This window comes from Anderseniella sp. Alg231-50 (assembly GCF_900149695.1).
Taxonomy (GTDB): domain Bacteria; phylum Pseudomonadota; class Alphaproteobacteria; order Rhizobiales; family Aestuariivirgaceae; genus Anderseniella.
This window is the reverse complement of the sequence record NZ_LT703006.1, coordinates 62,244-82,086: the sequence shown is the minus strand read 5'-3', so window position 1 is coordinate 82,086 and position 19,843 is coordinate 62,244. Positions and strand designations below refer to the sequence as shown.

The window sequence follows — 19,843 nt, the reverse complement described above, 5'->3', positions numbered from 1 at the left end:
CAAACGTATGCCGAATTCACTGCCCGCTTCCATTGATGCGACCCAGGAACTGCTGTCCGGTGATGGCTATCTGGCCGACCGGCCGCTGTCGACGGTGGTTTACCTTGCATTGAAGATGGGCAGGCCGCTGTTCCTGGAAGGCGAGGCCGGTGTCGGCAAGACGGAGATTGCCAAGGTGCTGGGCACCGTGCTTGGCCGCGACCTGATCCGGCTGCAGTGCTATGAAGGTCTTGACCTGGCTGCGGCGGTCTATGAGTGGAACTACTCGGCGCAGATGATCGAGATTCGCATGGCGGAAGCAGAAGGCGTCGATGACCGTGACCGTTTGCAGTCGGATATTTTTTCCGACCGTTTCCTGATCAAGCGGCCCCTGCTGCAGGCACTGGAGCCCCATACGAGTGGCCCGCCCGTCCTGTTGATCGATGAACTTGACCGGACCGATGAAGCATTCGAAGCGTTCCTGCTGGAGGTGCTGTCGGACTATCAGATCACCATTCCCGAAATAGGTACGTTGAAGGCTGCCGAAGCGCCAATCGTCATCATCACCTCCAACCGGACGCGAGAGGTACATGATGCGCTCAAGCGGCGGTGTCTGTATCACTGGGTCGGGTATCCGTCAGCCGAGCGGGAGCTTGCCATCATCAAGGCGCGCAAGCCCGGCGTGGGCGATGCTCTGGCACAGGAGGTTGTCGGCTTCATCCAGGCATTGCGCGGACAGGATCTGTTCAAGTCACCCGGCGTTGCCGAAACACTGGACTGGGTTGCAGCGCTCAATGAACTCAACGCGATTGCGCTTGATCCCGCGACGGTCAACGACACGCTTGGCGTGTTGCTGAAATACCAGGATGACATTGCCCGCATGGAAGGCTCCGAAGCCAAGCGGCTGGTCGACCAGATCCAGTCTGACATCCGCCTGCGCGCGGCGGAGTAGAGCGCGTGGCAATGCTGCCGACACCTGCAAACTCCAACAAGCCTGCGCCGACCGGCCACTTACCGGACAACATCATGCATTTTGCCCGAGTGTTGCGTGAAACCGGTCTGCCGGTGGGGCCGGGCGCGGTGCTGGACGCACTTGATGCGGTGGGCGGCGGCGGCATGGCGAGCAAGACCGATTTCTACTGGATCATGCATTCCGTATTTGTGAAGCGGCATGAACACACCACGCTGTTTGACCATGCCTTCGAGGTGTTCTGGCGCAAGCCGCAAATGGTCGAACAACTGATGCAGATGCTGTTTCAGCAGGTGCGGGTGGAAACGACGCCGGCAAAAAAGAAGGCCGGTCAGAAACGCCTTGCGGAAGCCATGTTCAACCAGGACGACGCCCAGTCCGAGCGTCAACGCCCGTCCGATGAAGTTGAGCTTGAAGGTGAGTTTACGTCGTCGGCCCGCGAGGTGATACGCAACAAGGACTTCGAGCAGATGAGCGCCGACGAAGAGCGCATTGCGCGCGCCGCCATCGCCCGCATGCGGATGAACCGGTTGCAAGTGAAAATGCGGCGCTTCAAGCCGTCCCCGCAAGGCGTCGTTGACATGCGTGCCACCATGCGCCGCTCACTTCGGGCAGGGGGGAACATGACATTGCTTGCGCACAAGGCGCGGCAAACCCGCGAACCGCCGCTGGTCGTATTGCTGGATATCTCGGGATCGATGGCGAACTACTCACGGATTTTCCTGCACTTCCTGCATGCGCTGAGCAATGACCGCTCGCGGGTTCAGGTGTTCGTGTTCGGGACCCGGTTGACCAACATAACCCGTGAACTGAAACGCCGTGACGTGGACGAGGCGATGGAGCTTGTCGGCTCCAGTGTGGACGACTGGTCCGGCGGGACGCGCATTGGCCATACCTTGCGTGAGTTCAACCGGAAATGGTCGCGCCGTGTCCTGGCGCAAGGCGCACACGTGCTGATGATGACGGATGGGCTGGACCGCGATGATGTTGACATGCTTGAGGCGGAGATGGCGCGGCTGGCGCGCTCGGCCAGGCGAATTGTCTGGCTTAACCCGCTCTTGCGCTATGGTGGCTTTGAAGCGCGGGCCAGTGGCATCCGGGCGATCATGCCGCATGTCGACGAATTCCGCCCCTGTCATTCACTGAATACACTTGCTGATCTGGCCGAAGTTCTGTCAGGCTCGCGAAATGAAACGCACGATCCGCAACGCTGGCTGAAATCGGGTGATCCGCGGGAAACGGAAGAGGTAAGACCATGAGCAGTAATGATGCAAACCTTCTGACAACGGCAAACACCTGGGTGCGCGAAGGCCGCAAGGTGGCGCTGGCGACGGTGATTGAAACCTGGGGATCGGCGCCGCAGCCGGTGGGCTCGCAACTGGTCATTGATGCTGAGGGGAATTTTGAAGGCTCGGTATCGGGCGGATGTGTCGAAGGAGCCGTGGTAACCGAGGCACAGGATGCCATCGAGACGGGCCAGGGCAAGGTTCTGGCGTTCGGCGTGGCGGATGAAACTGCCTGGGAAGTCGGCCTGGCGTGTGGCGGCAAGATCCGGGTCTATGTCGAACCCGTGACCGGAGCCTGAAGCCACAATGGATGCTGCAGTTCTTGAAACACTGGAAAAGGCCCGCGCCGACCGGCTGGCCGTGGCGGTCGTGACCGATATTGCCTCAGGTGCGCAGGAGGTGGTGGCACACCGTTATGCCGGTGAACATGAACTCGCCGACGGGCTGGAAAACGGGTTCCGGTTTGACAAATCCGGAGTCGTTTCAACACAAAGCGGTGAGTTCTTCATCCACATTCACAACCCGGCCTTGCGGCTGGTGATTATCGGAGCTGTCCATATCGCTCAGGCGATTGTGCCGATGGCAAAAGCCGCCGGTTACGACATTACGGTTATTGACCCGCGCGGCGCGTTTGCCACTGAGGACAGGTTCCCCGGTATAACGCTTCATGCGGATTGGCCCGATGAAGTGTTGCCCGCCACAGGCCTTGATGCGCGAACCGGTTTTCTGGCGCTGACCCATGATCCCAAGGTGGATGATCCGGCGCTGATTGCTGCGCTTCAGAGCGAGTGTTTCTACATAGGTGCGCTGGGGTCCAGGCGAACCCAGGCCTCCCGGGCCGAGCGCATGAAACAGGCAGGCGTGGAACCGTCGCGTATCTGTGGACCGGTTGGCCTGGACATCGGCGCGCGTGGCGCGCCGGAAATTGCCATTTCGATCATGGCAGAGATGACGAAAGCGCTTCGACTGGGCCTGGACAGATGACATTCGGCGAGATTGATGTAGTCAAGGCCCAGGGAGCCATTCTTGCCCATTCAGTGCGTACCGCTGGCATCAGCTTCAAGAAGGGCAGGGTTCTGTCCGAGGCAGATGTTGCGGAGTTGGTGAAGGCCAACGTTGCAAAAGTGTATGCCGCCCGTGTCGAGGCAGGTGATGTGCATGAAGATGCAGCCGCCGCACGCCTGGCGGATGTGGTGTGTGGCGACGGTGTTACCCGGCAACCAGCCACAACAGGCCGCGCCAACATTTATTCTGCCGATGATGGTATTGTGCTGGTGGATGCCGGTCTTGTGCGGGCACTCAACCGGCTGCACGAGGCGGTCACTTTGGCGACGTTGATACCGTTTCAGGCGGTCAAGGCAGGTCAGATGGTGGCTACAGTCAAGATTATTCCGTTTTCAGCACCTGAAAATATTGTCGATGAGGCTGTGGAACTGGCCGCATCCGGTGCACTTTTGTCGGTTGTGCCGTTCATACCTCACAAGGCCGGACTGGTCCTGACCCGCACCTCGGGCATGAAAGAGTCCCTGTTGGAAAAGTCGGCGACGGTCATTCGCGACCGGCTTGAACGCCATGGCAGCACGCTGGGTGATGTCGTTGAAGTTGCACACACAATCGACGGTGTAGCCGCTGGTATCAGGCAGTTGAAGGCAACGGGGCACAATCCGGTACTGGTTTTCGGCGCATCCGCCATTGTCGACCGCGGTGATGTGGTGCCGGCGGGCCTGGAGGCGGCGGGCGGACAGATCGTGCATCTGGGCATGCCGGTCGATCCGGGAAATCTGTTGTTGCTCGGCACGCTTTCAGGAGAGGCGGTAATCGGTGTGCCGTCGTGTGCCCGCTCGCCCAAGCTGAACGGATTTGACTGGGTGCTGGGACGGGTGCTGGCGGGCATTGACGTGCGCCCGCAGGACATCATGGACATGGGGGCAGGCGGGCTCTTGATGGAGATCGAAACAAGGCCGTCACCACGCGAGGCAGGGAGATGAGCGGGCTGGCGGGCATTGTGCTGGCAGCCGGGATATCGTCACGCTTTGGCGCGGACAACAAACTGTTGGCCGACTACGGTGGGCAGGCAATGGTGCGAGGCGTTGTGGAAGCGGCACTGGCCGCCGACCTGGAACCGGTTATCGTCGTCACCGGCCACGAAGCTGATGACGTGCGGCAGGCGCTCAGCGGGCTTGATGTCGATTTCGCTCACAATGCAGACTTTGCGACCGGGCAGGCCGGTTCGCTCAAGACCGGCATTGCAGCCGTGCCGCAAGCCTGTACAGGCGCGATGATCCTGCTGGCAGACATGCCTGCCGTGAATGTGGCAATCATAAACCGGCTTGTGGGCGAGTTTGCTGACGAGGCCTGCATTGTCGTTCCCCGGCACGAAGGCAAGCGGGGCAACCCGGTTATTTTGGGCAGAGGGACATTTGCCGGGCTTGAGAAAACTTCTGGCGACAGGGGCGCTCGCAACCTGTTGGCCGGTGATAACGTGCGTATGATTGATATAGACACTGACGCGGTGTTACGGGATTTCGATACGCCTGAAAGCCTGCAGGATCACTGATTATGTCCATCATGCTGACGGATGATGGTCCCATGGATGAGTTTTTATGAGTCAGTTCAACAAGTAAGCCGGAGAGTTTCACAATATGTACAAGCTGATCGGATCGCCAAAATCCCGTGCCTTCAGGGTGATGTGGATGCTGGAAGAGCTGGATGAAGAGTATGAGCACGACAATGCGTCGCCACGGTCACCGGAGGCGCTGGCGGTAAATCCGTCGGCCAAAGTGCCGGCGTTCATGGATGGCGAGGAACTCATTATAGACAGCGTTGCAATCTGCCAGTACCTGGCCGACAAGCATGGCAAATTCACCCACAAGGCAGGAACGGTCGAGCGCGCCAAGCAGGACAGCTTCACCCACCTGGCGCTGGATGAACTGGACGGGGCCTTGTGGTGGGCGGCCAAGAACAGTTTCGTGCTGCCGGAAGACCTGCGCAGTGACAAGGCCGCTGCCGCCTGCGAATACGACTACAAGCGCGGGCTTGCCCATCTGCAAGCCCGGCTGGGCGACAACCGGTTCGTGACCGGCGACGAGTTCACGGTGCCCGACCTGATTATCGCTCACTGTATGGGCTGGGGTGTCAATGTGATGAAGTGGATACCGCCGAAAGGCCCGTTGCGGGACTATCTGGCCCGGGTGCGGGAGCGGCCTGCCTTCGAGACCGCCTGGGCCAAACGCGAAGCTGCCCCGAACATGTTCTAGATCAACTTCAATGCCTTGAAACTGGTATGGCCCGAGCGGCCGATGATGATGTGATCGTGAACGGTAATCGTCAGCTTTGCCGCTGCATCCACGATCTGCCGGGTCATGTCGATGTCGGTCTGTGACGGCGTCGGGTCGCCGGATGGATGGTTGTGAACCAGGATGATGGCCGAGGCCGACAGTTCCAGGGCCCGCTTGATCACTTCACGCGGATACACGGGTGTGTGGTCGACAGTGCCGCGCTGCTGCATTTCGTCTGCAATCAGCACGTTCTTGCGGTCCAGAAACAGCAGGCGGAACTGCTCTCGGTCATCATAGGCCATGGCGGCGGTGCAATATTCGATCAGTGCCGACCACGAAGTAAGCGCGGGTTTTGACATCACCGTGTTGCGGGCCATGCGCACAGCGGCAGCCTGAACGAGTTTCAACTCGAACGCGATCTTGTCGCCAACGCCTTTGACTTCCTTCAGGCGGGCTGCGGGTGCCGCAAGAACATCGCCAAATGTGCCGAACTTTGCGATCAGTGCCTTTGCTATCGGTTTGGTGTCCTGCCGGGCAACAGCGCGAAACAATACCAGTTCCAGCAACTCATAATCGGGCATGGCATCAGCGCCGCCCTGGCTGAAACGGTCACGCAGGCGCTCGCGATGACCGAGATGGCCCGGCGCGCCTGACTTGGAGCCGGTTGAAAAATCAAATCCCTGTTCGTCCTTGAAACCCATTTCACGGAACTCCGGGACGGTTATTGTGCGATCAGGTCTTGTGCGGCGGGCAGTGATAGCCTTGCGGGGACAGCGTGAATATCTCGCAGCCGTCGGCGGTGATGCCGATGGTGTGTTCAAATTGCGCCGACAATGACCGGTCGCGGGTAACCGCGGTCCATCCGTCAGACAGAACCTTCACCTGCGGGCGGCCCAGATTGATCATCGGTTCGACGGTGAAGAACATGCCTTCGCGCAATTCAATGCCTTCGCCCTTGCGGCCATAGTGCAGAATGTTCGGCATGTCATGAAACAGCCGGCCCAGGCCATGGCCGCAGAAATCGCGCACCACCGAACAACGTTCGCCTTCCGCGTAGGTCTGAATGGCCTGGCCAATATCGCCGGTATGGGCGCCCGGACGGATCACAGCCAGTCCGCGCATCAGGCATTCATAGGTGATTTCGATCAGCCGTTCGGCCCGGCGATTGATGGTTCCGACAGGGTACATGCGGCTGGAATCGCCGTGCCAGCCGTCGACGATCAGGGTAATGTCGATATTGACGACTTCACCCTCCTTGAGCGCGCGCGGACCCGGAATGCCATGGCAGACCACATGATTTATCGATGTGCAGATAGACTTGGGAAAGCCGCGATAGTACAGCGGTGCGGGCGTCGCGCCATTGTCGCGGGCAAACGTCAGGGCCGCACGATCAAGTTCTTCCGTGGTAACCCCTGGCTGCACCATCGGGACCAGCAGGTCGAGCGCTTCAGCCGCCAGCCTGCCGGCCTTGCGCATGCCTTCAAAGTCTTCCGGGCCGTGCAGCTTCACCTGGCCATTGTTGACCAGGGGAGCGGCTGTTGCTTCTACATACGTGGTTTGCATTTTTTACCTTGTAGTGTGTCTCAGGACACACTTTCAATTTCGATTGCTGTATCACATGAAATCGCATCATCGCCCATGGTGCAAGCCATTGCGATACTCTCAACACCTGATTTAGTCGCTTTGGCCCAGGTTTCAAAGTAAAACGGATCGATATCTCGGGCCAGCGAGAAGCTTTTCGCATCGCTGCGCTGGATCAGATAGACCATTATCGCGCGATGTCCTTCGCGTACCATGTCTGCCAGTTCATCAAGGTGTTTGGCACCGCGCGATGTAACCGCATCCGGAAACTCGGCCATTCCTGCTGTGCGGGACAAGGTGACGTTCTTGACCTCCACATAGCATGACGGCTTGTTCTCATCTGACAGCAGAAGGTCGATGCGGCTGTTCTTGCCGTATTTCTGTTCGCGCTTGAGGGTACCGTAGCCGGTCAGCTCAGGAATACGCCCGGCAGTGATGGCTTCTTCGACCAGCTTGTTGGGCAAACCGGTGTTGAGACCGACACGGGCTGTTTCGCCGCCGGCGTTGACGGCCTCGACCATTTCCCATGTGTGCTTGTATTTACGGGTCTTGCTGTCGGACACTGACAGCCAGACCGGATTGCCCGGGTCCAGCAAACCCATCATCGAGCCGGTGTTCGGACAGCTGGCCGTGACGATTTCGCCTGTGTCCAGTGTAACATCGGTCAGAAACCTCTTGTAGCGCTTGATCAGGGTGCCGCGCAGCAGTGGCTTGTCTGATATTTTCATGATGCCTTGACCTGTTGATTGGCTTCTGACGTAAGTGGATACCCAAACGATCTAGTGCCACATAAACCGGAAATTCGCCAGTCATGACAAGCTCAATTCCTACAGCGGCGGTACTGCTGATCGGAGACGAAATTCTATCGGGACGCACCAAGGATGCGAACCTGGGATATATTGCCGATTATCTCACCGTCGTGGGCATAGACCTGAAGGAAGCCCGAGTGGTGTCCGATGAGGAAGCCGACATCGTGGCGGCCCTCAATGCGCTGCGGGCCCGGTACAGTTATGTTTTTACGACCGGCGGCATAGGGCCCACTCACGACGATATTACGGCAGACTGTGTGGCGGCGGCATTTGGTGTTGCTATCGATCATCACCCTGAGGCGGTGAAGATTCTACGCGCCCATTGGGCCGGTCGCGGCATTGAGGAAAACGAAGCCCGTCTGCGCATGGCGCGTATTCCCGATACTGCCGAACTGATACTCAACCCGGTTTCAAAGGCGCCGGGGTTTCACATCAGCAACGTGTTTGTCATGGCGGGCGTGCCGAAGATCATGCAGGCCATGCTGGATGAAGTGGCTCCCAAGCTCACCGGCGGGGCAGTGATGCTGTCGCGCACCGTGCCGCTTGATCTCGGTGAAGGCGATGTGGCGGCGCGGCTAAAGGAGATCCAGCTTGCGCACGCGGGCGTGATGATCGGTTCCTATCCGTACGAACGTGATGGCCGTTTTGTAACCAGAATTGTTGTTCGCTCACGTGATGAGGCGGCCATGAATGCGGCAGCCGGCGAGGTGGAACGGTTGCCGGCAGAGCTGGCTGCCGGTTGAGGTTGCCATTACAGACGTTGCCAGTAGCGTCGAATTCCGCCATATTGAATGCTCATTCAATATAAAGGTGCTACAATGCTGAACCCTATGCACAACCAGTATGACCATGAACAATTGTGGGCACTGGATCGTGACCATTTCCTGCATCCCTGGACGCATTTTGACAGCTTCAAGAAGGAAGGGTCCCTGGTGCTGGCCAAGGGCGAAGGGTGTCATGTCACCGACACCGAGGGCAAACGATACTTTGACGGCATTGGCGGCATGTGGTGTGTCAATGTCGGCTATGGCCGTGATGAGCTGGCGCAGACAATGGCAGAGCAGGCCAGCCAGTTGGCCTATTCCAATACGTTTGTCGATGTTTCCAATGCCCCGGCGGCCATGCTGTCGGGAAAGCTCGCGTCCATGGCGCCGGGCTCCCTCAACCGTGTGATGTACTCCCTGACAGGCTCCGCCGCCAATGAAGGAGCCATCCGGATTGCGCAATACTATCACGGCCGCAAGGGTCGCAAGACACGCAAGCACATTATCAGCCGCAAGAATTCTTACCACGGATCCACCGTGCTGACGGCTTCGGTCGGCCTGCGCGATGGTGACCGCCAGGATGAATTTCAGTACCTGACCGACTTTATCCATCATCTGTCGGCGCCGTACTTCTATCGCGGCGGCGACGGCATGACGCAAGCCGAGTTTACCGACTTCCTGGTACAGGAATTCAGGGACAAGATTGCTGAACTGGGCGCTGACAATATTTCCTGTTTCATTGCCGAGCCCATTCAGGCATCGGGCGGTGTCGTGCCACCGCCACCGAGATATCTGAAGCGGATGATCGATGTGTGCCGTGAGCACGACATTCTGTTCATTGCCGACGAGGTCGTCACCGCCTTCGGACGTATCGGGCACATGTTTGCCTCGTGGGACGAATTCGGCATTCAGCCCGACATGATTGTCTGTGCCAAGGGAATTACGTCCGGGTACTTCCCGATGGGCGCCACGCTTTACAGCGATGAAATTCACGAGGTGATGTCGAGTGATAATCCTGACGGCTGGTTTGCCCACGGTTTCACCTGTGCCGGTCATCCGGTCGGTTGCGCGGTGGCGCTGAAGAACATTGAGATCATGGAGCGGGAGGATATTTGCGGCAACGTGTGTGAGGTGGGAGACTATTTTGAAGGACGCCTGCGTGAGTTGTCGGAGCTGCCCATCGTTGGCGATGTGCGCGGCAAGCGCATGATGATGTGCGTGGAATATGTGGCCGACAAGGAAACCAAGGCGCACATTCCCTACGAAGTGAACATCTCCAAGCGGATTTCCAACCTGTGCGAAACACGCGGCCTGCTGGTGCGCCCCATGGGGCATCTCGATGTGATGTCGCCGCCGCTGACCATGACAAGGCAAGACGCCGACTTCCTGGTGGAAACCATTCGCGGTGCCGTTGTCGAAGTAACCGACGAACTGGTCAGGGAAGGCGTAATCTAGTTTTTGAAAGCACTCTTCAGGCTTTCTGACATATTGCCCCTTCCGGCGATTTCGACACGCTCAAGCCCAAGCCACCGGCTCATGTCATGCAGGGCCGGTGCAATGGCTTCTGACGCGGCACCCGGATCAATGCCGTCTTCGTGCCAGGCGGCGTTGACGCGCAAGGTGCCGGCCTGCCTGTCCGCCTTCATGCACAGCCTGCCTGACAATTGTTCGCCGATCAGCACCGGCAGCACATAGTAGCCAAACTGCCGCTTGGGCGCCGGCGTGTAGATTTCTATGCGATACCGGAAATTGAACAACCGTTCCGCGCGCTCGCGGTTCCACACCAGTGGATCAAACGGCGACAACAGCGTCGCACGCTCAAACGAGCGGGCAGATTTCGCCTCATGCCAGATGTAGCCCGGTTTGTTCCAGCCGCGAACTTCAACCGTGTGCAGTTCACCGCTTTCAACCAGGTCTGCCACTGCCTGGCGGGCGTCTGCCACTGGCAGGCGAAAATAATCCCTGATATCAGTTTCGGTTGAAATACCCAGTGCCCGGGCGGAGTGGCGTGCCAGCTCGCGAATGGCGTCGGCACGATCGGGTGAGGGTGCTGCATGGGTGTCGTCAGGAAAAACGCGTTCCGGCACATCGTACAACCGTTCAAAACCGTCACGTCTGGCGGTGGTCACATCACCGGTCCAGAACAGGTATTCCAGCGCTGTCTTGTTGTCGTTCCAGCCCCACCATTCGCCGGACCGGACTGCCGGCTGGCCGAAATCGCGCGGGCGCAACGGCCCCTCGGCGCGAACCTTTTCGAGCGTGCGTGCGATCACTTCCGACTTTTCGGCGGCGAAATCCACCAACCCCTTGTAGATGCCGGTTCCGTTTCTGGCATCGTCCATGCGCCAGCGCAACAATGGCTGATAGCGATAGGGCAGTATCGAGGCCTCATGCGCCCAGTATTCGAAACAGCGGCGGTTTTTTGCGGCCAGCGTGTGCTTGTCGAGTACGGCCTTGTCGTAACTGCCGAGCCGGGAGAAAAGCGGCAGGTAATGCGAGCGCGAAAGTACGTTCACGCTGTCAATCTGCAACAGGTTCAGATTGTCGATGACCTTGGACAGGGCCTGCCACCGCGTGGATTTGCCGGGAGCCTGCTGGGCGCCGGAGAAGCCCTGCGCGGTCAGCGCCAGGCGGCGGGCTGATTTTAGACTGATGCGTTGCGGCTTCGCCATTGTCAGATACAACGTCCGCCGTCAACTTCCATGCATACGCCGGTGATGAAGGCACTTTCGTCAGAGGCGAAGAACAGCGCCGCATTGGCCATGTCCAGCGGTGTGGACAAGCGGCCCATGGGAACCGTGGAAACAAATGCCGAGCGCATTTCGTTGGTCACTTCGCCGCCCATGAACGCCCCCAGCATCGGTGTTTCTCCGGCCACGGGACACAGCGCATTGACGCGAATCTGGTCGGGTGCGAGTTCAACCGCCATGGCCTTGGTCATGGTGGTCACGGCCCCCTTGGATGCATTGTACCAGACCAGCCCGGGGCGGGGGCGCAATGCGGCGGTCGAGGCGGTGTTCACGATTGAACCCGAGCCCTGTTCGCGCATCACCGGCACGACAGCCCTGGTGGCCAGGAAGACGGATTTCACATTGACGTCGAAGATGCGCTGAAACGTGTCTTCATCTACATCCAGCATGGGCTGGTTGGTTTGTGGCATGCCGGCATTGTTGATCATCACGTCGATGGTGTTGAACTGGTCAACCGTGGAGTCGGCGAGGTTCTGGACATAACCGGAATCAGTCACATCGCAATGGGTGTAAATGCAAGGTGTTCCCGTGCCGGAAATCTCCCGTGCCAAAGCCTCACCGGCGTCATCATTGATGTCGGCAATAACGGTGTTTGCGCCTTCTTCGGCAAACCGCCGGATCATGCCTTCACCGAAACCGGAGGCGCCACCTGTGACGATCACGGTCTTGTTCTTCAATCTCATTTGAGTGGTTTCTCCATACTGATTACATGTTCCTCAAACCCGAAATGGCCATATACTTCACGCGCGACGGTGTTTTTTGCCAACACGCTGATACGAAGCCACCTTGCATTTGCGGCGCGTGCCAGTGTTTCGGCATCTTGCAGCAATGCCTTGCCGATGCCCCGGCCGCGGGCTGACTTTGCGATCACAATCTCGCTGACATAGGCGTAGTCGAAGCGCTGTTCATCGACCTCTTCATTGGGCACCCTGGTCATGATGGCGCAATACCCGACCGGTGCATCATCCAGCCAGGCAAACCGGATGTGACCGGCGTATTCCCGGCAGTCCTTGCGAATGCCGTCAATGTACCACCCGGCGATCTCGTCCGGCGGGATCATGCGGTCGTAATAGCTTATCTCATGGCCTTGCAGCTCACGTATCAACCGGATCAGGTGAGCCTCATCTTCGTCTTTATAGTCACGGATTTCCGGTGCTTCGGACATGGTCAACGTTAACTTGCTATTCACTGTAAAATTCAATTCAAATTGTAATTTCCAGGCCGCAATGAGACACTGACTTCAGCGTTCAGTCCAGCATTGAAAAATGTTCGAGACGACTTCGCTGAGCTGATCGTCCTTTCTGAGGGGTAAGGGCAGTCCCGCTGACGAAAGAAGCGAAGTACGCAAAACGGCAGTGTTGGTTGAGGGGCCAACGCTGCCGTTGCTTTTTCAGTTATCGGTTATGGCCGGTCTTGCAGCCAGACAGTTGACACGGTCCGGTCCTGCAGCTGTGGCGCAGACGTGCGGGTCTGCTTCACTTGAAACCCGAACAGAGTCCTAGTCGTTGAAAACAGCTTCCGGTGGTATGGCCTCACCAGCCTTGAGCGCGCTTGAATGGCGATACAGCGTCGAGCAATACGGGCAGACAATCTCGCTGTCGTCGCCCATGTCCAGGAACACATGCGGATGGTCGAACGGCGCGTTGGCACCTGTGCACTGAAACTCGTGAGCGCCGATTTCTATTACGGGAACGCCCATATCATTGTGAAACTTCGGTGTGCCGGTGCTCGCCATGTATCTGCCTGCCTCGAGGTTTGCGCGGTTCACGGAATTTCTTGTGTTGATGGAACTGCGTTTGGTTATAGCTGTTACAGCGGCGATAGCATAAATTGGGGTGTTGGGCCAAGCCCGTAACGCCAACCGGAGCCAGAAGTCTTTGCCAAATTTCATGTCGGACAACGTCAATATTGCCTACGAGGTGCAAGGGGAAGGTGAACCGATATTGCTGATCCACGGATTTGCCTCCAATGTGCGGATCAACTGGCAGTCGACCGGCTGGATCGACATTCTGGCCAAAGCGGGCAGGCAGGTGATCGCGATCGACAATCGCGGGCATGGCAACAGCGACAAGCCACACGACCCGGTTCGTTACACCTCTCCTGAAATGGCGCGCGATTCGAGCCGGTTGATCGAACATCTCGGCTACGAGAAAGTGGACATCATGGGCTATTCCATGGGCGCCCGCCTCACCGCACTGCTGGGTATCCATCACAGCGAGCAGGTGCGCTCGATGGTGTTGGGAGGGCTGGCCGGCAACATGATCCACGGCGTGATCGGGGCTGAGGAAATTGTCGCCGCGCTTCAGGCAACATCGCTGGACGAGGCTCGCGGCGTGCAGGGCCGGGCCTTCAGGGCGTTTGCCGAACAGACAGGCTCGGACCTGGAGGCCCTGGCGGCCTGCATGGCATCGCAGCGCGTTTTGATCAGCGAAGATGAACTGGCGCAAATCAAGGTTCCAACGCTGGTTGTGGCCGGTGACGAGGACGAACTTGCCGGCTCCGTCAACACACTGGTGGAAGCCATACCATTTGCTGAAGGCATCGTGCTGCCCGGCAAGGATCACATGAAGGCGGTTGGTGACAAGACATACAAGCTGTCGGTACTGGATTTTCTGGACAGGCGGCCATGACGTCCAGGCAGGGGGTGGAATTTACCGGCATTGAAGGTAACCGGCTGGTCGCGGACGTGTATGGCGCGGACAATCCCCGCGGCCTGGTATTGCTGGCCCACGGCGGCGGACAGACCAGGCACTCGTGGGGTGGTACTGCACGGGAGCTGGCGGGCCAGGGCATAACCGCCGTCACCATGGACCAGCGCGGGCACGGTGACAGCGACTGGGTTGAAAGCTCGGCTTACGATTTTCAGGCGTTTGCCGGCGACATGAGCTGTGCGGCAAGCCAGATCAGAGATCAAACCGGGTTCAAACCGGCCATTGTCGGAGCATCACTGGGAGGGCTGGCAGGGTTGTTCGCAGCCGGCAGCGAGGCCGGTGACGACACCTTTGCAGCATTGGTGCTGGTGGATATTACCCCCAAGATGAAGGTGGACGGGGTGCGTCGCATAATCGGTTTCATGTCGGAACACTCGCAGCAGGGCTTCGCCAGTGTCGAAGAGGCAGCGGACGCCATATCCGCCTATCTTCCGCACCGGCCACGCCCGACAGACCTGTCCGGCCTGTCAAAGAACCTGAGGCAGGGCGATGACGGAAGGTTGCGCTGGCACTGGGATCCGAAGTTCATATCGTCGCGGGCTGATGCTGAAAACCATGCCAAAGAGGTCGAGACGCAAGGCTTTGAAACCGCCAGGCGGTTGAAAATGCCGGTTTTGCTGGTGCGCGGACGGGAAAGCGAACTGGTCGGTGAAAGTGAAGTCGACGCCTTTATCGAAGCTGTTCCGCATGCAGAATTTGCAGACATTGCAGGTGCGCGTCATATGGTTGCCGGCGATCGCAATGATGTCTTCACGGATGCTTTATTGACCTTTTTTGCCGACCTGACTTGGCGTTGACACGTTTGCGTACTAAATAAAGCTGTCAACACCGGCTCGGCTATAGTGCCTGCACACGGTGATCCCGGAGGCTGAACGAATGCCAACCTTGAAAACGACAACTGCAAAACTGACGACTGTTGATCCGGTCTGGACCCGAGTTCGCGAAGAAGCCGAAGCAGCGACGCGGGCTGACACAAGCCTCGGCGGATTTCTGTTTACGTCGGTCTTGAACCCGTCGAGTTTCGAAGAGGCACTGTGCCACCGCCTGGCTCAACGGCTCGGCAATGCGGATATCGGGGCTGAGCTCATCGTTCAGGGTTTTGAAGATGCTCTGGATGCCGACCCGGATATTGGTGCGGCTGCGCGTGCTGACCTGCTGGCGGTGTTTGACCGTGATCCGGCATGCGACCGCTATATTGAGCCATTGTTGTATTTCAAGGGTTTTCAGGCACTGCAGACCTACCGGATGGCGCACCGGCTGTTCAAGATGGGCCGCAAGGATTTCGCCTACTACCTGCAGAGCCGGTCTTCGATGATATTCGGTACCGATCTTCATCCGACATCACAGATCGGCCGCGGTATCATGATCGACCATGCCCATTCCATCGTCATTGGTGCGACTGCCGTGGTCGAGGACAACGTCTCCATGCTGCATTCGGTGACCCTTGGCGGCACCGGCAAGGCGGACGGCGACCGGCATCCCAAGGTGCGTCATGGCTGCCTGATCGGCGCGGGTGCATCGATACTCGGCAACATCGAGATTGGACACTGTTCGCGGGTTGCGGCAGGTTCAGTGGTGTTGCATGACGTGCCGCCAAACCGCACTGTTGCCGGTGTGCCAGCCAAGGTTGTCGGCTATGCCGGGTGTGACGAGCCAGCACGCCGCATGGATCACAGCATTACGGTTTCCGAAGCAGACAAGCCCGCTTAAAAAACATTCCGACTTTGATGTTGGGGGTTGTTCCGAAGGTGTGAACACGGTTAAACCCTGAGATGATACACGGGGCGCAGCAGTTTTGTGTGCTGCGCGGCTGCTGTGTGCTTCCAGTATGACGCTTCAAGAGGCCAACATGACACCTGACGAAATTTCAAAGCTGACGCGATTCCTGCAAAAAACCTTTGGTCAGCCTTCAGTTCATGTGCGAAAACGTCCGCAGAAAGACGATTCCGGTGAAGTCTATATCGGTGACGAATTCATTGGCGTCATTTACCGCGATGACGAAGACCCCGACGACCTGTCGTACAACTTCCAGATGGCCATTCTCGACTTTGACCTGGAATAGGCAGGCGTTCAGCCCGGCTGAATTGTCCTGAACATGTTGGCCAGCGCCAGACGGACATTGCGCTCTATCTGAGCCCAGTTTTCCAGATGATTGCGCGAGAACCTGATTCTCAGTTTCATGTCATTGGCAAGTGACAAGGTGCGTTCGCACAGGATCGGGCCAAGCACGGATGGCTTGCGGTCACAGCGATGGACAATGTGGCGGCCTTCCACGGTTGCCACATACAATGTGAGATCCGCGTAAGGCGACGTTTCCTTGAACTTGTAGCGCAACAGATTGCCGTCGACCTGTTCCGGTTCCCCATCGAAATAGACCGGATAGATTTCACCATAGCGTTCTACAGGCGTCAGTTCGTCCGTGGTTGCAGTTTCAAAAGTCAGGATAATCCAGTCATTGAATTCGCGTGAAGTAGCCGGAAGCCGGGGGATGCTGCCAGGTTGATATGGCCATGGCAGCAGCAAATCCAGCTTTACAATGTTGCCGAGTGTGCGGCGATTGACCCTGGTAACCAGGCGGGTCGGCGCGACCAGTTCTGCGGTGTCGAAACGATAGCGGGCGAGAACAGGTGCCGCATCAGGATTGGCGACTTGTTGCGGGGTTGAAAACAGCAGGTCGCGATCAGCCAGAAACAGCCATGCAATAATGAAACCGCCGGTCACCACAACAAGGCCGATGAACGTCACCATCATCCTGCCGATTGATCGTTCCCGCGGTCCGTGGCTGTACGCGCTGCGCCGGTTCATTGTTTCCTTCAGGCGTTGACTGGAGCGGTTTGTGGCTTTGATTGAACTAAAACCGCGCTCGATTTGTTTGCTGGCGCATTTCCCGTTGGCAAAACCGCTGTCCACTGCAGCGGGAAACGCTTCGTCTCACTGAATTGGTATGCCTGTTGCAAGCCTTCTGTGCAAGCACGTTGAGACTTGCCTGACTTTTTGCGGTATTCGGCAAAAACAGCAGTTTTCTGGTCTTCTCCGTGCGGCATGAACGTGTTTGGGGATGTGCCACGATGACATATGATACATTTTTGACGATCATGGCCTTTGGATTGACCGGGGCGGGACTTGTGCATTCAGGCTGGCTGTGGATGGGGTATACGAGGCCGTCGTTCGCGAGCCTGCTTGCCGGCGGGCCTGCCTTGTCGATGCCGTTCCGGGTGATTGCCGTCATGCTGGCTGCGCCCCTGATACTGGCCGGCAGTGCTATCCGCCTGATGGACTACGGCTGGCGGTACCTGGCTGGTACGCTGGCTGGTTTCATCTTGTCCGGCGTATGGTGTTTCATGAACGGGATTGTGCTAGTTGTCTGTCTTGGTTTTTTGATGGCAACGTAATGCTGCTGGTATAATCAGGCAAAAGGCACACGCAAACGTCCCATGAGTGTTTACGAGTTTGAAGGCCATCGGCCGCAATTTCCACAATCTGATCCGTACTACGTCGCACCGACAGCTGCCCTCATAGGCAAGGTGCGCCTGAGGCGGCTGTCAAGCGTCTGGTTTGGCGCCGTCGTGCGTGGCGACAACGAACTGATCGACATTGGCGAGGAAAGCAATATTCAGGACAATTGCGTCCTGCATACCGATCCGGGGTTTCCGCTTACGCTGGGCCGGGGGGTGACTGTTGGCCATCTTGCCATGCTGCATGGATGCACGGTTCATGACAATTCACTGATCGGCATGGGAGCAACCGTCATGAACGGCTCCATCATTGGTCGCAATTGTATTGTCGGGGCCCATGCCCTGATTGGTGAAGGCAAGACCATAGAGGACAATTCCATGGTGCTGGGTGCGCCCGGGCGCGTCGTGAAATCCCTGGATGCCAAAGCCGAGACCGCCCTGCAGGCGGGTGCGCAAACCTATGTGGACAAGGTCCACCGTTATGCCCGCGACAACGGCTTGAAACTGGTGGAAAGCTGAAGCTTGTAACCCGCACAGCGGTGCCGGGCCCAAAAAAGCGGGGCCAGCATCAGGTGGGAATGATGCTGGCCCCTGGGACCCGGTTGGTGGGGGATGGGGAGGGGATGCCGACCGGGCCGTTCCGTATGTTCAAGTCATCAGGTCAATTGCCGTAAGGCGGGACCTGCATGTGCGGCCAAAGTGCCGCGTCAAATCAGTTTGCTCCTGCGATTGTGTCCCTGTCCCTGGCGTAACGTGTGCTCATCGACACCCATATGCGTGGATTGGCCTGAGACTGCCGCTTGAGATACTCGTATCCGGTCTCCGACCAGCGCAGGACCGTGCGGCGGCGGTTGTCGAGAACAAAGTCGCCGCCGTCCGTGCGAACCATCAGAACCGCGTGCCCATCGCCGTTTTCGTCGAATACGACGGTAATGAGCAGTGCTCCGGGCGCGAAGCCGAGACCTTCCAGGTATCGCTTCTTCATGAGGACGTAGTCTTCGCAATCACCTGCGATTGACGGGTAGTCCCAGCGCTCGACCGTGCCGTACAGATCCATGTCTGTCGCCGGAGCGATCTTGTCGTTGACAAAATCATTCACCTCGACCAGTTGCGCCCAGGTTCTGTTGCTCAGCTCGGCCTGCGTGTTGTCGCTGCCGACATTGCGGCATTCCGCCTTGTAGCGGGCGCAGAACTGGACATAGCCGATCGGCGGCAAGGTCACACCGAATTCTGGTGCATGAATGTTTGCAGACATGGTCAGATTACCAGTCTTTTGTTGGTTATAGGCATGTGCCGGAAGTGCTGTGGCCATCACTGCCAGGCACAAGGCTATCCCCTTCAACGTGTTCATTTTCTAACGCCCCATCCTTTTTTGTTGTTGGACAGAAGCTATCGAACGGGACTTGAGATTCAGCTAAACAGATGTGCCAGATTTGAATCGTTCAGCGTGAAATTCGTTAATCATGAAGCAGTTGCTAACGGGTCTGCGGCCCGCCAACAGCAATGGGCAATGGCTGTTCCGGCTCCTGGTGCCGGCATGAAAAAACCCGCTGAAGCAGGACGCTTCAGCGGGTCTTGAATGAAACAGGAAACGGTGTGTGTCTAAAGCACCGCGTGATCGGCCAGCTTTGCCGGTTCGATCTGGCGCATGAACTCAATGGCAATGCCGTCTGATGTAAAGCGAACCACACGGCCGCGCATTCTACCCAGCGACAGGTAGGTTCCGATGCTCGGCAGAACACTGGTTTTGATCGATGCGCCTGAAACAGAAATATCGATAACTTCACATTCGTATTCACGACCGTCGTTCAGCGTAATCTGATTGGCGGCGTCTTTGGGAACAAACCGGTCGTCACGGCGCCCGTCCGGATCGGATGTTTCGAACCACTCCAGTCGGCGTTCCATGCGCTCACGGCGCCTGCCGGTGAGATTGAACGCGACGTAAAATCCCTCGTCGACGGGTTTATCCATGGTACCGTCCACCCGGCCGATGTCATCAAGATAGGCAATGACCGGTGTTCCGGGCTCGACCGCATGGTCGCTCAGCAGCGTTACGCCATCTGCATCAATGTTGGCCACCTGGCACGGATACTCGTTCATATCAGGCAGCATGAAGCGGCCGAATATGATCCTTTTACCATGTTCAGATGACGTTGCTGATGTGTTCGTGTCAGTCTTCACTGAAAATGCACTCACTTTGACAGTCCTCTACAAGGTGCCATTATGGGGTTGTCGAGAGAGCAACCGGCAGTTCTCTCGT

The 19,843-nt window shown here is 57.9% G+C and carries 25 protein-coding genes; 15 read left to right on the top strand and 10 right to left on the bottom strand.

The genetic code is table 11. The features are described 5' to 3' along the window. Positions 1-7: 7 nt before the first annotated feature. The 7 genes from DHN55_RS18520 (at position 8) to DHN55_RS18495 (ending at position 5,492) form a co-directional block, all read left to right on the top strand. Positions 8-931 (top strand): AAA family ATPase, encoded by a 924-nt coding sequence (locus tag DHN55_RS18520; protein WP_108883037.1) that lies wholly within the window; start codon positions 8-10, stop codon positions 929-931. 11 nt (positions 932-942) lie between these two features. Beyond that, on the top strand, positions 943-2,208 hold the full coding sequence (locus DHN55_RS18515) for a VWA domain-containing protein (RefSeq protein ID WP_108883036.1): 1,266 nt from the start codon (positions 943-945) through the stop codon (positions 2,206-2,208). Next, positions 2,205-2,534, top strand: coding sequence for an XdhC family protein (locus tag DHN55_RS18510; protein WP_108883035.1), 330 nt, complete (start codon positions 2,205-2,207; stop codon positions 2,532-2,534). Before DHN55_RS18515 ends, DHN55_RS18510 begins: the two co-directional genes overlap by 4 nt. A gap of 7 nt (positions 2,535-2,541) precedes the next feature. Further along, positions 2,542-3,219, top strand: a complete 678-nt coding sequence (locus DHN55_RS18505; RefSeq protein WP_108883034.1) for an XdhC family protein — start codon at positions 2,542-2,544, stop codon at positions 3,217-3,219. Further along, a complete protein-coding gene (locus DHN55_RS22495) occupies positions 3,216-4,223 on the top strand; it encodes a molybdopterin-binding protein (RefSeq protein ID WP_337660520.1) in 1,008 nt (335 codons plus the stop codon). Before DHN55_RS18505 ends, DHN55_RS22495 begins: the two co-directional genes overlap by 4 nt. Further along, entirely contained in the window at positions 4,220-4,792 is a 573-nt protein-coding gene (locus tag DHN55_RS22490) for a nucleotidyltransferase family protein (RefSeq protein WP_337660519.1), read from the top strand. The genes DHN55_RS22495 and DHN55_RS22490 overlap by 4 nt, the downstream gene beginning before the upstream one ends. Before the next feature lie 85 nt (positions 4,793-4,877). Further along, positions 4,878-5,492: a glutathione S-transferase N-terminal domain-containing protein gene (locus tag DHN55_RS18495; protein ID WP_108883033.1), complete on the top strand. Its 615-nt coding sequence runs from the start codon at positions 4,878-4,880 to the stop codon at positions 5,490-5,492. Here DHN55_RS18495 and radC read toward each other — a convergent pair. The 3 genes from radC to sfsA are packed head-to-tail and all read right to left on the bottom strand — an operon-like array spanning position 5,489 to position 7,822. Next, on the bottom strand, positions 5,489-6,214 hold the full coding sequence (radC, locus tag DHN55_RS18490; protein WP_108883032.1) for a RadC family protein: 726 nt from the start codon (positions 6,212-6,214) through the stop codon (positions 5,489-5,491). The genes DHN55_RS18495 and radC overlap by 4 nt on opposite strands. Before the next feature lie 31 nt (positions 6,215-6,245). Continuing rightward, positions 6,246-7,076: a type I methionyl aminopeptidase gene (gene map, locus DHN55_RS18485; protein ID WP_108883031.1), complete on the bottom strand. Its 831-nt coding sequence runs from the start codon at positions 7,074-7,076 to the stop codon at positions 6,246-6,248. A gap of 20 nt (positions 7,077-7,096) precedes the next feature. Beyond that, positions 7,097-7,822: a DNA/RNA nuclease SfsA gene (gene sfsA, locus DHN55_RS18480; RefSeq protein ID WP_108883030.1), complete on the bottom strand. Its 726-nt coding sequence runs from the start codon at positions 7,820-7,822 to the stop codon at positions 7,097-7,099. Positions 7,823-7,905: 83 nt separating this feature from the next. On the opposite strand from sfsA, the gene DHN55_RS18475 reads away from it, so the two are divergent. Together DHN55_RS18475 and DHN55_RS18470 are read left to right on the top strand one after the other, a co-directional pair. After that, complete coding sequence (locus DHN55_RS18475) at positions 7,906-8,646, top strand: molybdopterin-binding protein (RefSeq protein WP_108883029.1); 741 nt, start codon at positions 7,906-7,908, stop codon at positions 8,644-8,646. A 75-nt stretch (positions 8,647-8,721) separates the two neighbouring features. After that, the gene (locus DHN55_RS18470) at positions 8,722-10,122 is read left to right on the top strand and encodes an aminotransferase (protein WP_108883028.1); all 1,401 of its coding nucleotides are present in this window, start codon (positions 8,722-8,724) and stop codon (positions 10,120-10,122) included. On the opposite strand, the gene DHN55_RS18465 is transcribed toward DHN55_RS18470, so the two are convergent. The 4 genes from DHN55_RS18465 to DHN55_RS18450 all read right to left on the bottom strand — a co-directional run bounded on the left by DHN55_RS18465 (position 10,119) and on the right by DHN55_RS18450 (position 13,152). Continuing rightward, positions 10,119-11,339 carry a DNA glycosylase AlkZ-like family protein gene (locus tag DHN55_RS18465; RefSeq protein WP_108883027.1) on the bottom strand — a complete coding sequence of 407 codons (1,221 nt, stop codon included), beginning with the start codon at positions 11,337-11,339 and terminating at the stop codon, positions 10,119-10,121. The genes DHN55_RS18470 and DHN55_RS18465 overlap by 4 nt on opposite strands. Positions 11,340-11,341: 2 nt before the next feature. Then, complete coding sequence (locus tag DHN55_RS18460) at positions 11,342-12,100, bottom strand: glucose 1-dehydrogenase (RefSeq protein WP_108883026.1); 759 nt, start codon at positions 12,098-12,100, stop codon at positions 11,342-11,344. Further along, on the bottom strand, positions 12,097-12,606 hold the full coding sequence (locus DHN55_RS18455) for a GNAT family N-acetyltransferase (protein ID WP_337660518.1): 510 nt from the start codon (positions 12,604-12,606) through the stop codon (positions 12,097-12,099). The genes DHN55_RS18460 and DHN55_RS18455 overlap by 4 nt, the downstream gene beginning before the upstream one ends. Positions 12,607-12,915: 309 nt before the next feature. Beyond that, positions 12,916-13,152, bottom strand: coding sequence for a zinc-finger domain-containing protein (locus DHN55_RS18450; RefSeq protein WP_108883301.1), 237 nt, complete (start codon positions 13,150-13,152; stop codon positions 12,916-12,918). A gap of 154 nt (positions 13,153-13,306) precedes the next feature. Here DHN55_RS18450 and DHN55_RS18445 point away from each other — a divergent pair, with 154 nt between their 5' ends. From DHN55_RS18445 to DHN55_RS18430, 4 genes are all read left to right on the top strand, one after another. Next, on the top strand, positions 13,307-14,047 hold the full coding sequence (locus DHN55_RS18445; RefSeq protein WP_337660517.1) for an alpha/beta fold hydrolase: 741 nt from the start codon (positions 13,307-13,309) through the stop codon (positions 14,045-14,047). Continuing rightward, the gene (locus DHN55_RS18440) at positions 14,044-14,925 is read left to right on the top strand and encodes an alpha/beta fold hydrolase (protein ID WP_108883023.1); all 882 of its coding nucleotides are present in this window, start codon (positions 14,044-14,046) and stop codon (positions 14,923-14,925) included. The genes DHN55_RS18445 and DHN55_RS18440 overlap by 4 nt, the downstream gene beginning before the upstream one ends. 79 nt (positions 14,926-15,004) lie before the next feature. Beyond that, positions 15,005-15,838 (top strand): serine O-acetyltransferase, encoded by an 834-nt coding sequence (gene cysE / locus DHN55_RS18435; RefSeq protein WP_108883022.1) that lies wholly within the window; start codon positions 15,005-15,007, stop codon positions 15,836-15,838. A gap of 139 nt (positions 15,839-15,977) precedes the next feature. Then, positions 15,978-16,190 carry a DUF3126 family protein gene (locus DHN55_RS18430; RefSeq protein ID WP_108883300.1) on the top strand — a complete coding sequence of 71 codons (213 nt, stop codon included), beginning with the start codon at positions 15,978-15,980 and terminating at the stop codon, positions 16,188-16,190. A gap of 8 nt (positions 16,191-16,198) precedes the next feature. Here DHN55_RS18430 and DHN55_RS18425 read toward each other — a convergent pair whose 3' ends face one another. Then, positions 16,199-16,933, bottom strand: a complete 735-nt coding sequence (locus tag DHN55_RS18425; RefSeq protein ID WP_337660516.1) for a hypothetical protein — start codon at positions 16,931-16,933, stop codon at positions 16,199-16,201. Between the two features lie 263 nt (positions 16,934-17,196). Here DHN55_RS18425 and DHN55_RS18420 point away from each other — a divergent pair, with 263 nt between their 5' ends. Then, entirely contained in the window at positions 17,197-17,520 is a 324-nt protein-coding gene (locus tag DHN55_RS18420) for a DUF6949 family protein (protein WP_108883020.1), read from the top strand. A gap of 42 nt (positions 17,521-17,562) precedes the next feature. Then, positions 17,563-18,102: a gamma carbonic anhydrase family protein gene (locus DHN55_RS18415; protein WP_108883019.1), complete on the top strand. Its 540-nt coding sequence runs from the start codon at positions 17,563-17,565 to the stop codon at positions 18,100-18,102. Between the two features lie 193 nt (positions 18,103-18,295). Here the strand turns inward: DHN55_RS18415 and DHN55_RS18410 are convergent, their stop codons facing one another. Together DHN55_RS18410 and DHN55_RS18405 are read right to left on the bottom strand one after the other, a co-directional pair. Further along, positions 18,296-18,934, bottom strand: coding sequence for a transglutaminase-like cysteine peptidase (locus DHN55_RS18410; RefSeq protein WP_108883018.1), 639 nt, complete (start codon positions 18,932-18,934; stop codon positions 18,296-18,298). 251 nt (positions 18,935-19,185) lie between these two features. Continuing rightward, positions 19,186-19,779, bottom strand: coding sequence for a PilZ domain-containing protein (locus tag DHN55_RS18405; RefSeq protein ID WP_337660515.1), 594 nt, complete (start codon positions 19,777-19,779; stop codon positions 19,186-19,188). Between the last annotated feature and the right edge of the window lie 64 nt (positions 19,780-19,843).

Coding starts and splice junctions, on each gene's coding strand:
- DHN55_RS18520 (WP_108883037.1), top strand. CDS start 8: ATGCCGAATTCACTGCCCGCTTCCATTGATGCGACCCAGGAACTGCTG.
- DHN55_RS18515 (WP_108883036.1), top strand. CDS start 943: ATGCTGCCGACACCTGCAAACTCCAACAAGCCTGCGCCGACCGGCCAC.
- DHN55_RS18510 (WP_108883035.1), top strand. CDS start 2,205: ATGAGCAGTAATGATGCAAACCTTCTGACAACGGCAAACACCTGGGTG.
- DHN55_RS18505 (WP_108883034.1), top strand. CDS start 2,542: ATGGATGCTGCAGTTCTTGAAACACTGGAAAAGGCCCGCGCCGACCGG.
- DHN55_RS22495 (WP_337660520.1), top strand. CDS start 3,216: ATGACATTCGGCGAGATTGATGTAGTCAAGGCCCAGGGAGCCATTCTT.
- DHN55_RS22490 (WP_337660519.1), top strand. CDS start 4,220: ATGAGCGGGCTGGCGGGCATTGTGCTGGCAGCCGGGATATCGTCACGC.
- DHN55_RS18495 (WP_108883033.1), top strand. CDS start 4,878: ATGTACAAGCTGATCGGATCGCCAAAATCCCGTGCCTTCAGGGTGATG.
- radC (WP_108883032.1), bottom strand. CDS start 6,214: ATGGGTTTCAAGGACGAACAGGGATTTGATTTTTCAACCGGCTCCAAG.
- map (WP_108883031.1), bottom strand. CDS start 7,076: ATGCAAACCACGTATGTAGAAGCAACAGCCGCTCCCCTGGTCAACAAT.
- sfsA (WP_108883030.1), bottom strand. CDS start 7,822: ATGAAAATATCAGACAAGCCACTGCTGCGCGGCACCCTGATCAAGCGC.
- DHN55_RS18475 (WP_108883029.1), top strand. CDS start 7,906: ATGACAAGCTCAATTCCTACAGCGGCGGTACTGCTGATCGGAGACGAA.
- DHN55_RS18470 (WP_108883028.1), top strand. CDS start 8,722: ATGCTGAACCCTATGCACAACCAGTATGACCATGAACAATTGTGGGCA.
- DHN55_RS18465 (WP_108883027.1), bottom strand. CDS start 11,339: ATGGCGAAGCCGCAACGCATCAGTCTAAAATCAGCCCGCCGCCTGGCG.
- DHN55_RS18460 (WP_108883026.1), bottom strand. CDS start 12,100: ATGAGATTGAAGAACAAGACCGTGATCGTCACAGGTGGCGCCTCCGGT.
- DHN55_RS18450 (WP_108883301.1), bottom strand. CDS start 13,152: ATGGCGAGCACCGGCACACCGAAGTTTCACAATGATATGGGCGTTCCC.
- DHN55_RS18445 (WP_337660517.1), top strand. CDS start 13,307: ATGTCGGACAACGTCAATATTGCCTACGAGGTGCAAGGGGAAGGTGAA.
- DHN55_RS18440 (WP_108883023.1), top strand. CDS start 14,044: ATGACGTCCAGGCAGGGGGTGGAATTTACCGGCATTGAAGGTAACCGG.
- cysE (WP_108883022.1), top strand. CDS start 15,005: ATGCCAACCTTGAAAACGACAACTGCAAAACTGACGACTGTTGATCCG.
- DHN55_RS18430 (WP_108883300.1), top strand. CDS start 15,978: ATGACACCTGACGAAATTTCAAAGCTGACGCGATTCCTGCAAAAAACC.
- DHN55_RS18425 (WP_337660516.1), bottom strand. CDS start 16,933: ATGAACCGGCGCAGCGCGTACAGCCACGGACCGCGGGAACGATCAATC.
- DHN55_RS18420 (WP_108883020.1), top strand. CDS start 17,197: ATGACATATGATACATTTTTGACGATCATGGCCTTTGGATTGACCGGG.
- DHN55_RS18415 (WP_108883019.1), top strand. CDS start 17,563: ATGAGTGTTTACGAGTTTGAAGGCCATCGGCCGCAATTTCCACAATCT.
- DHN55_RS18410 (WP_108883018.1), bottom strand. CDS start 18,934: ATGAACACGTTGAAGGGGATAGCCTTGTGCCTGGCAGTGATGGCCACA.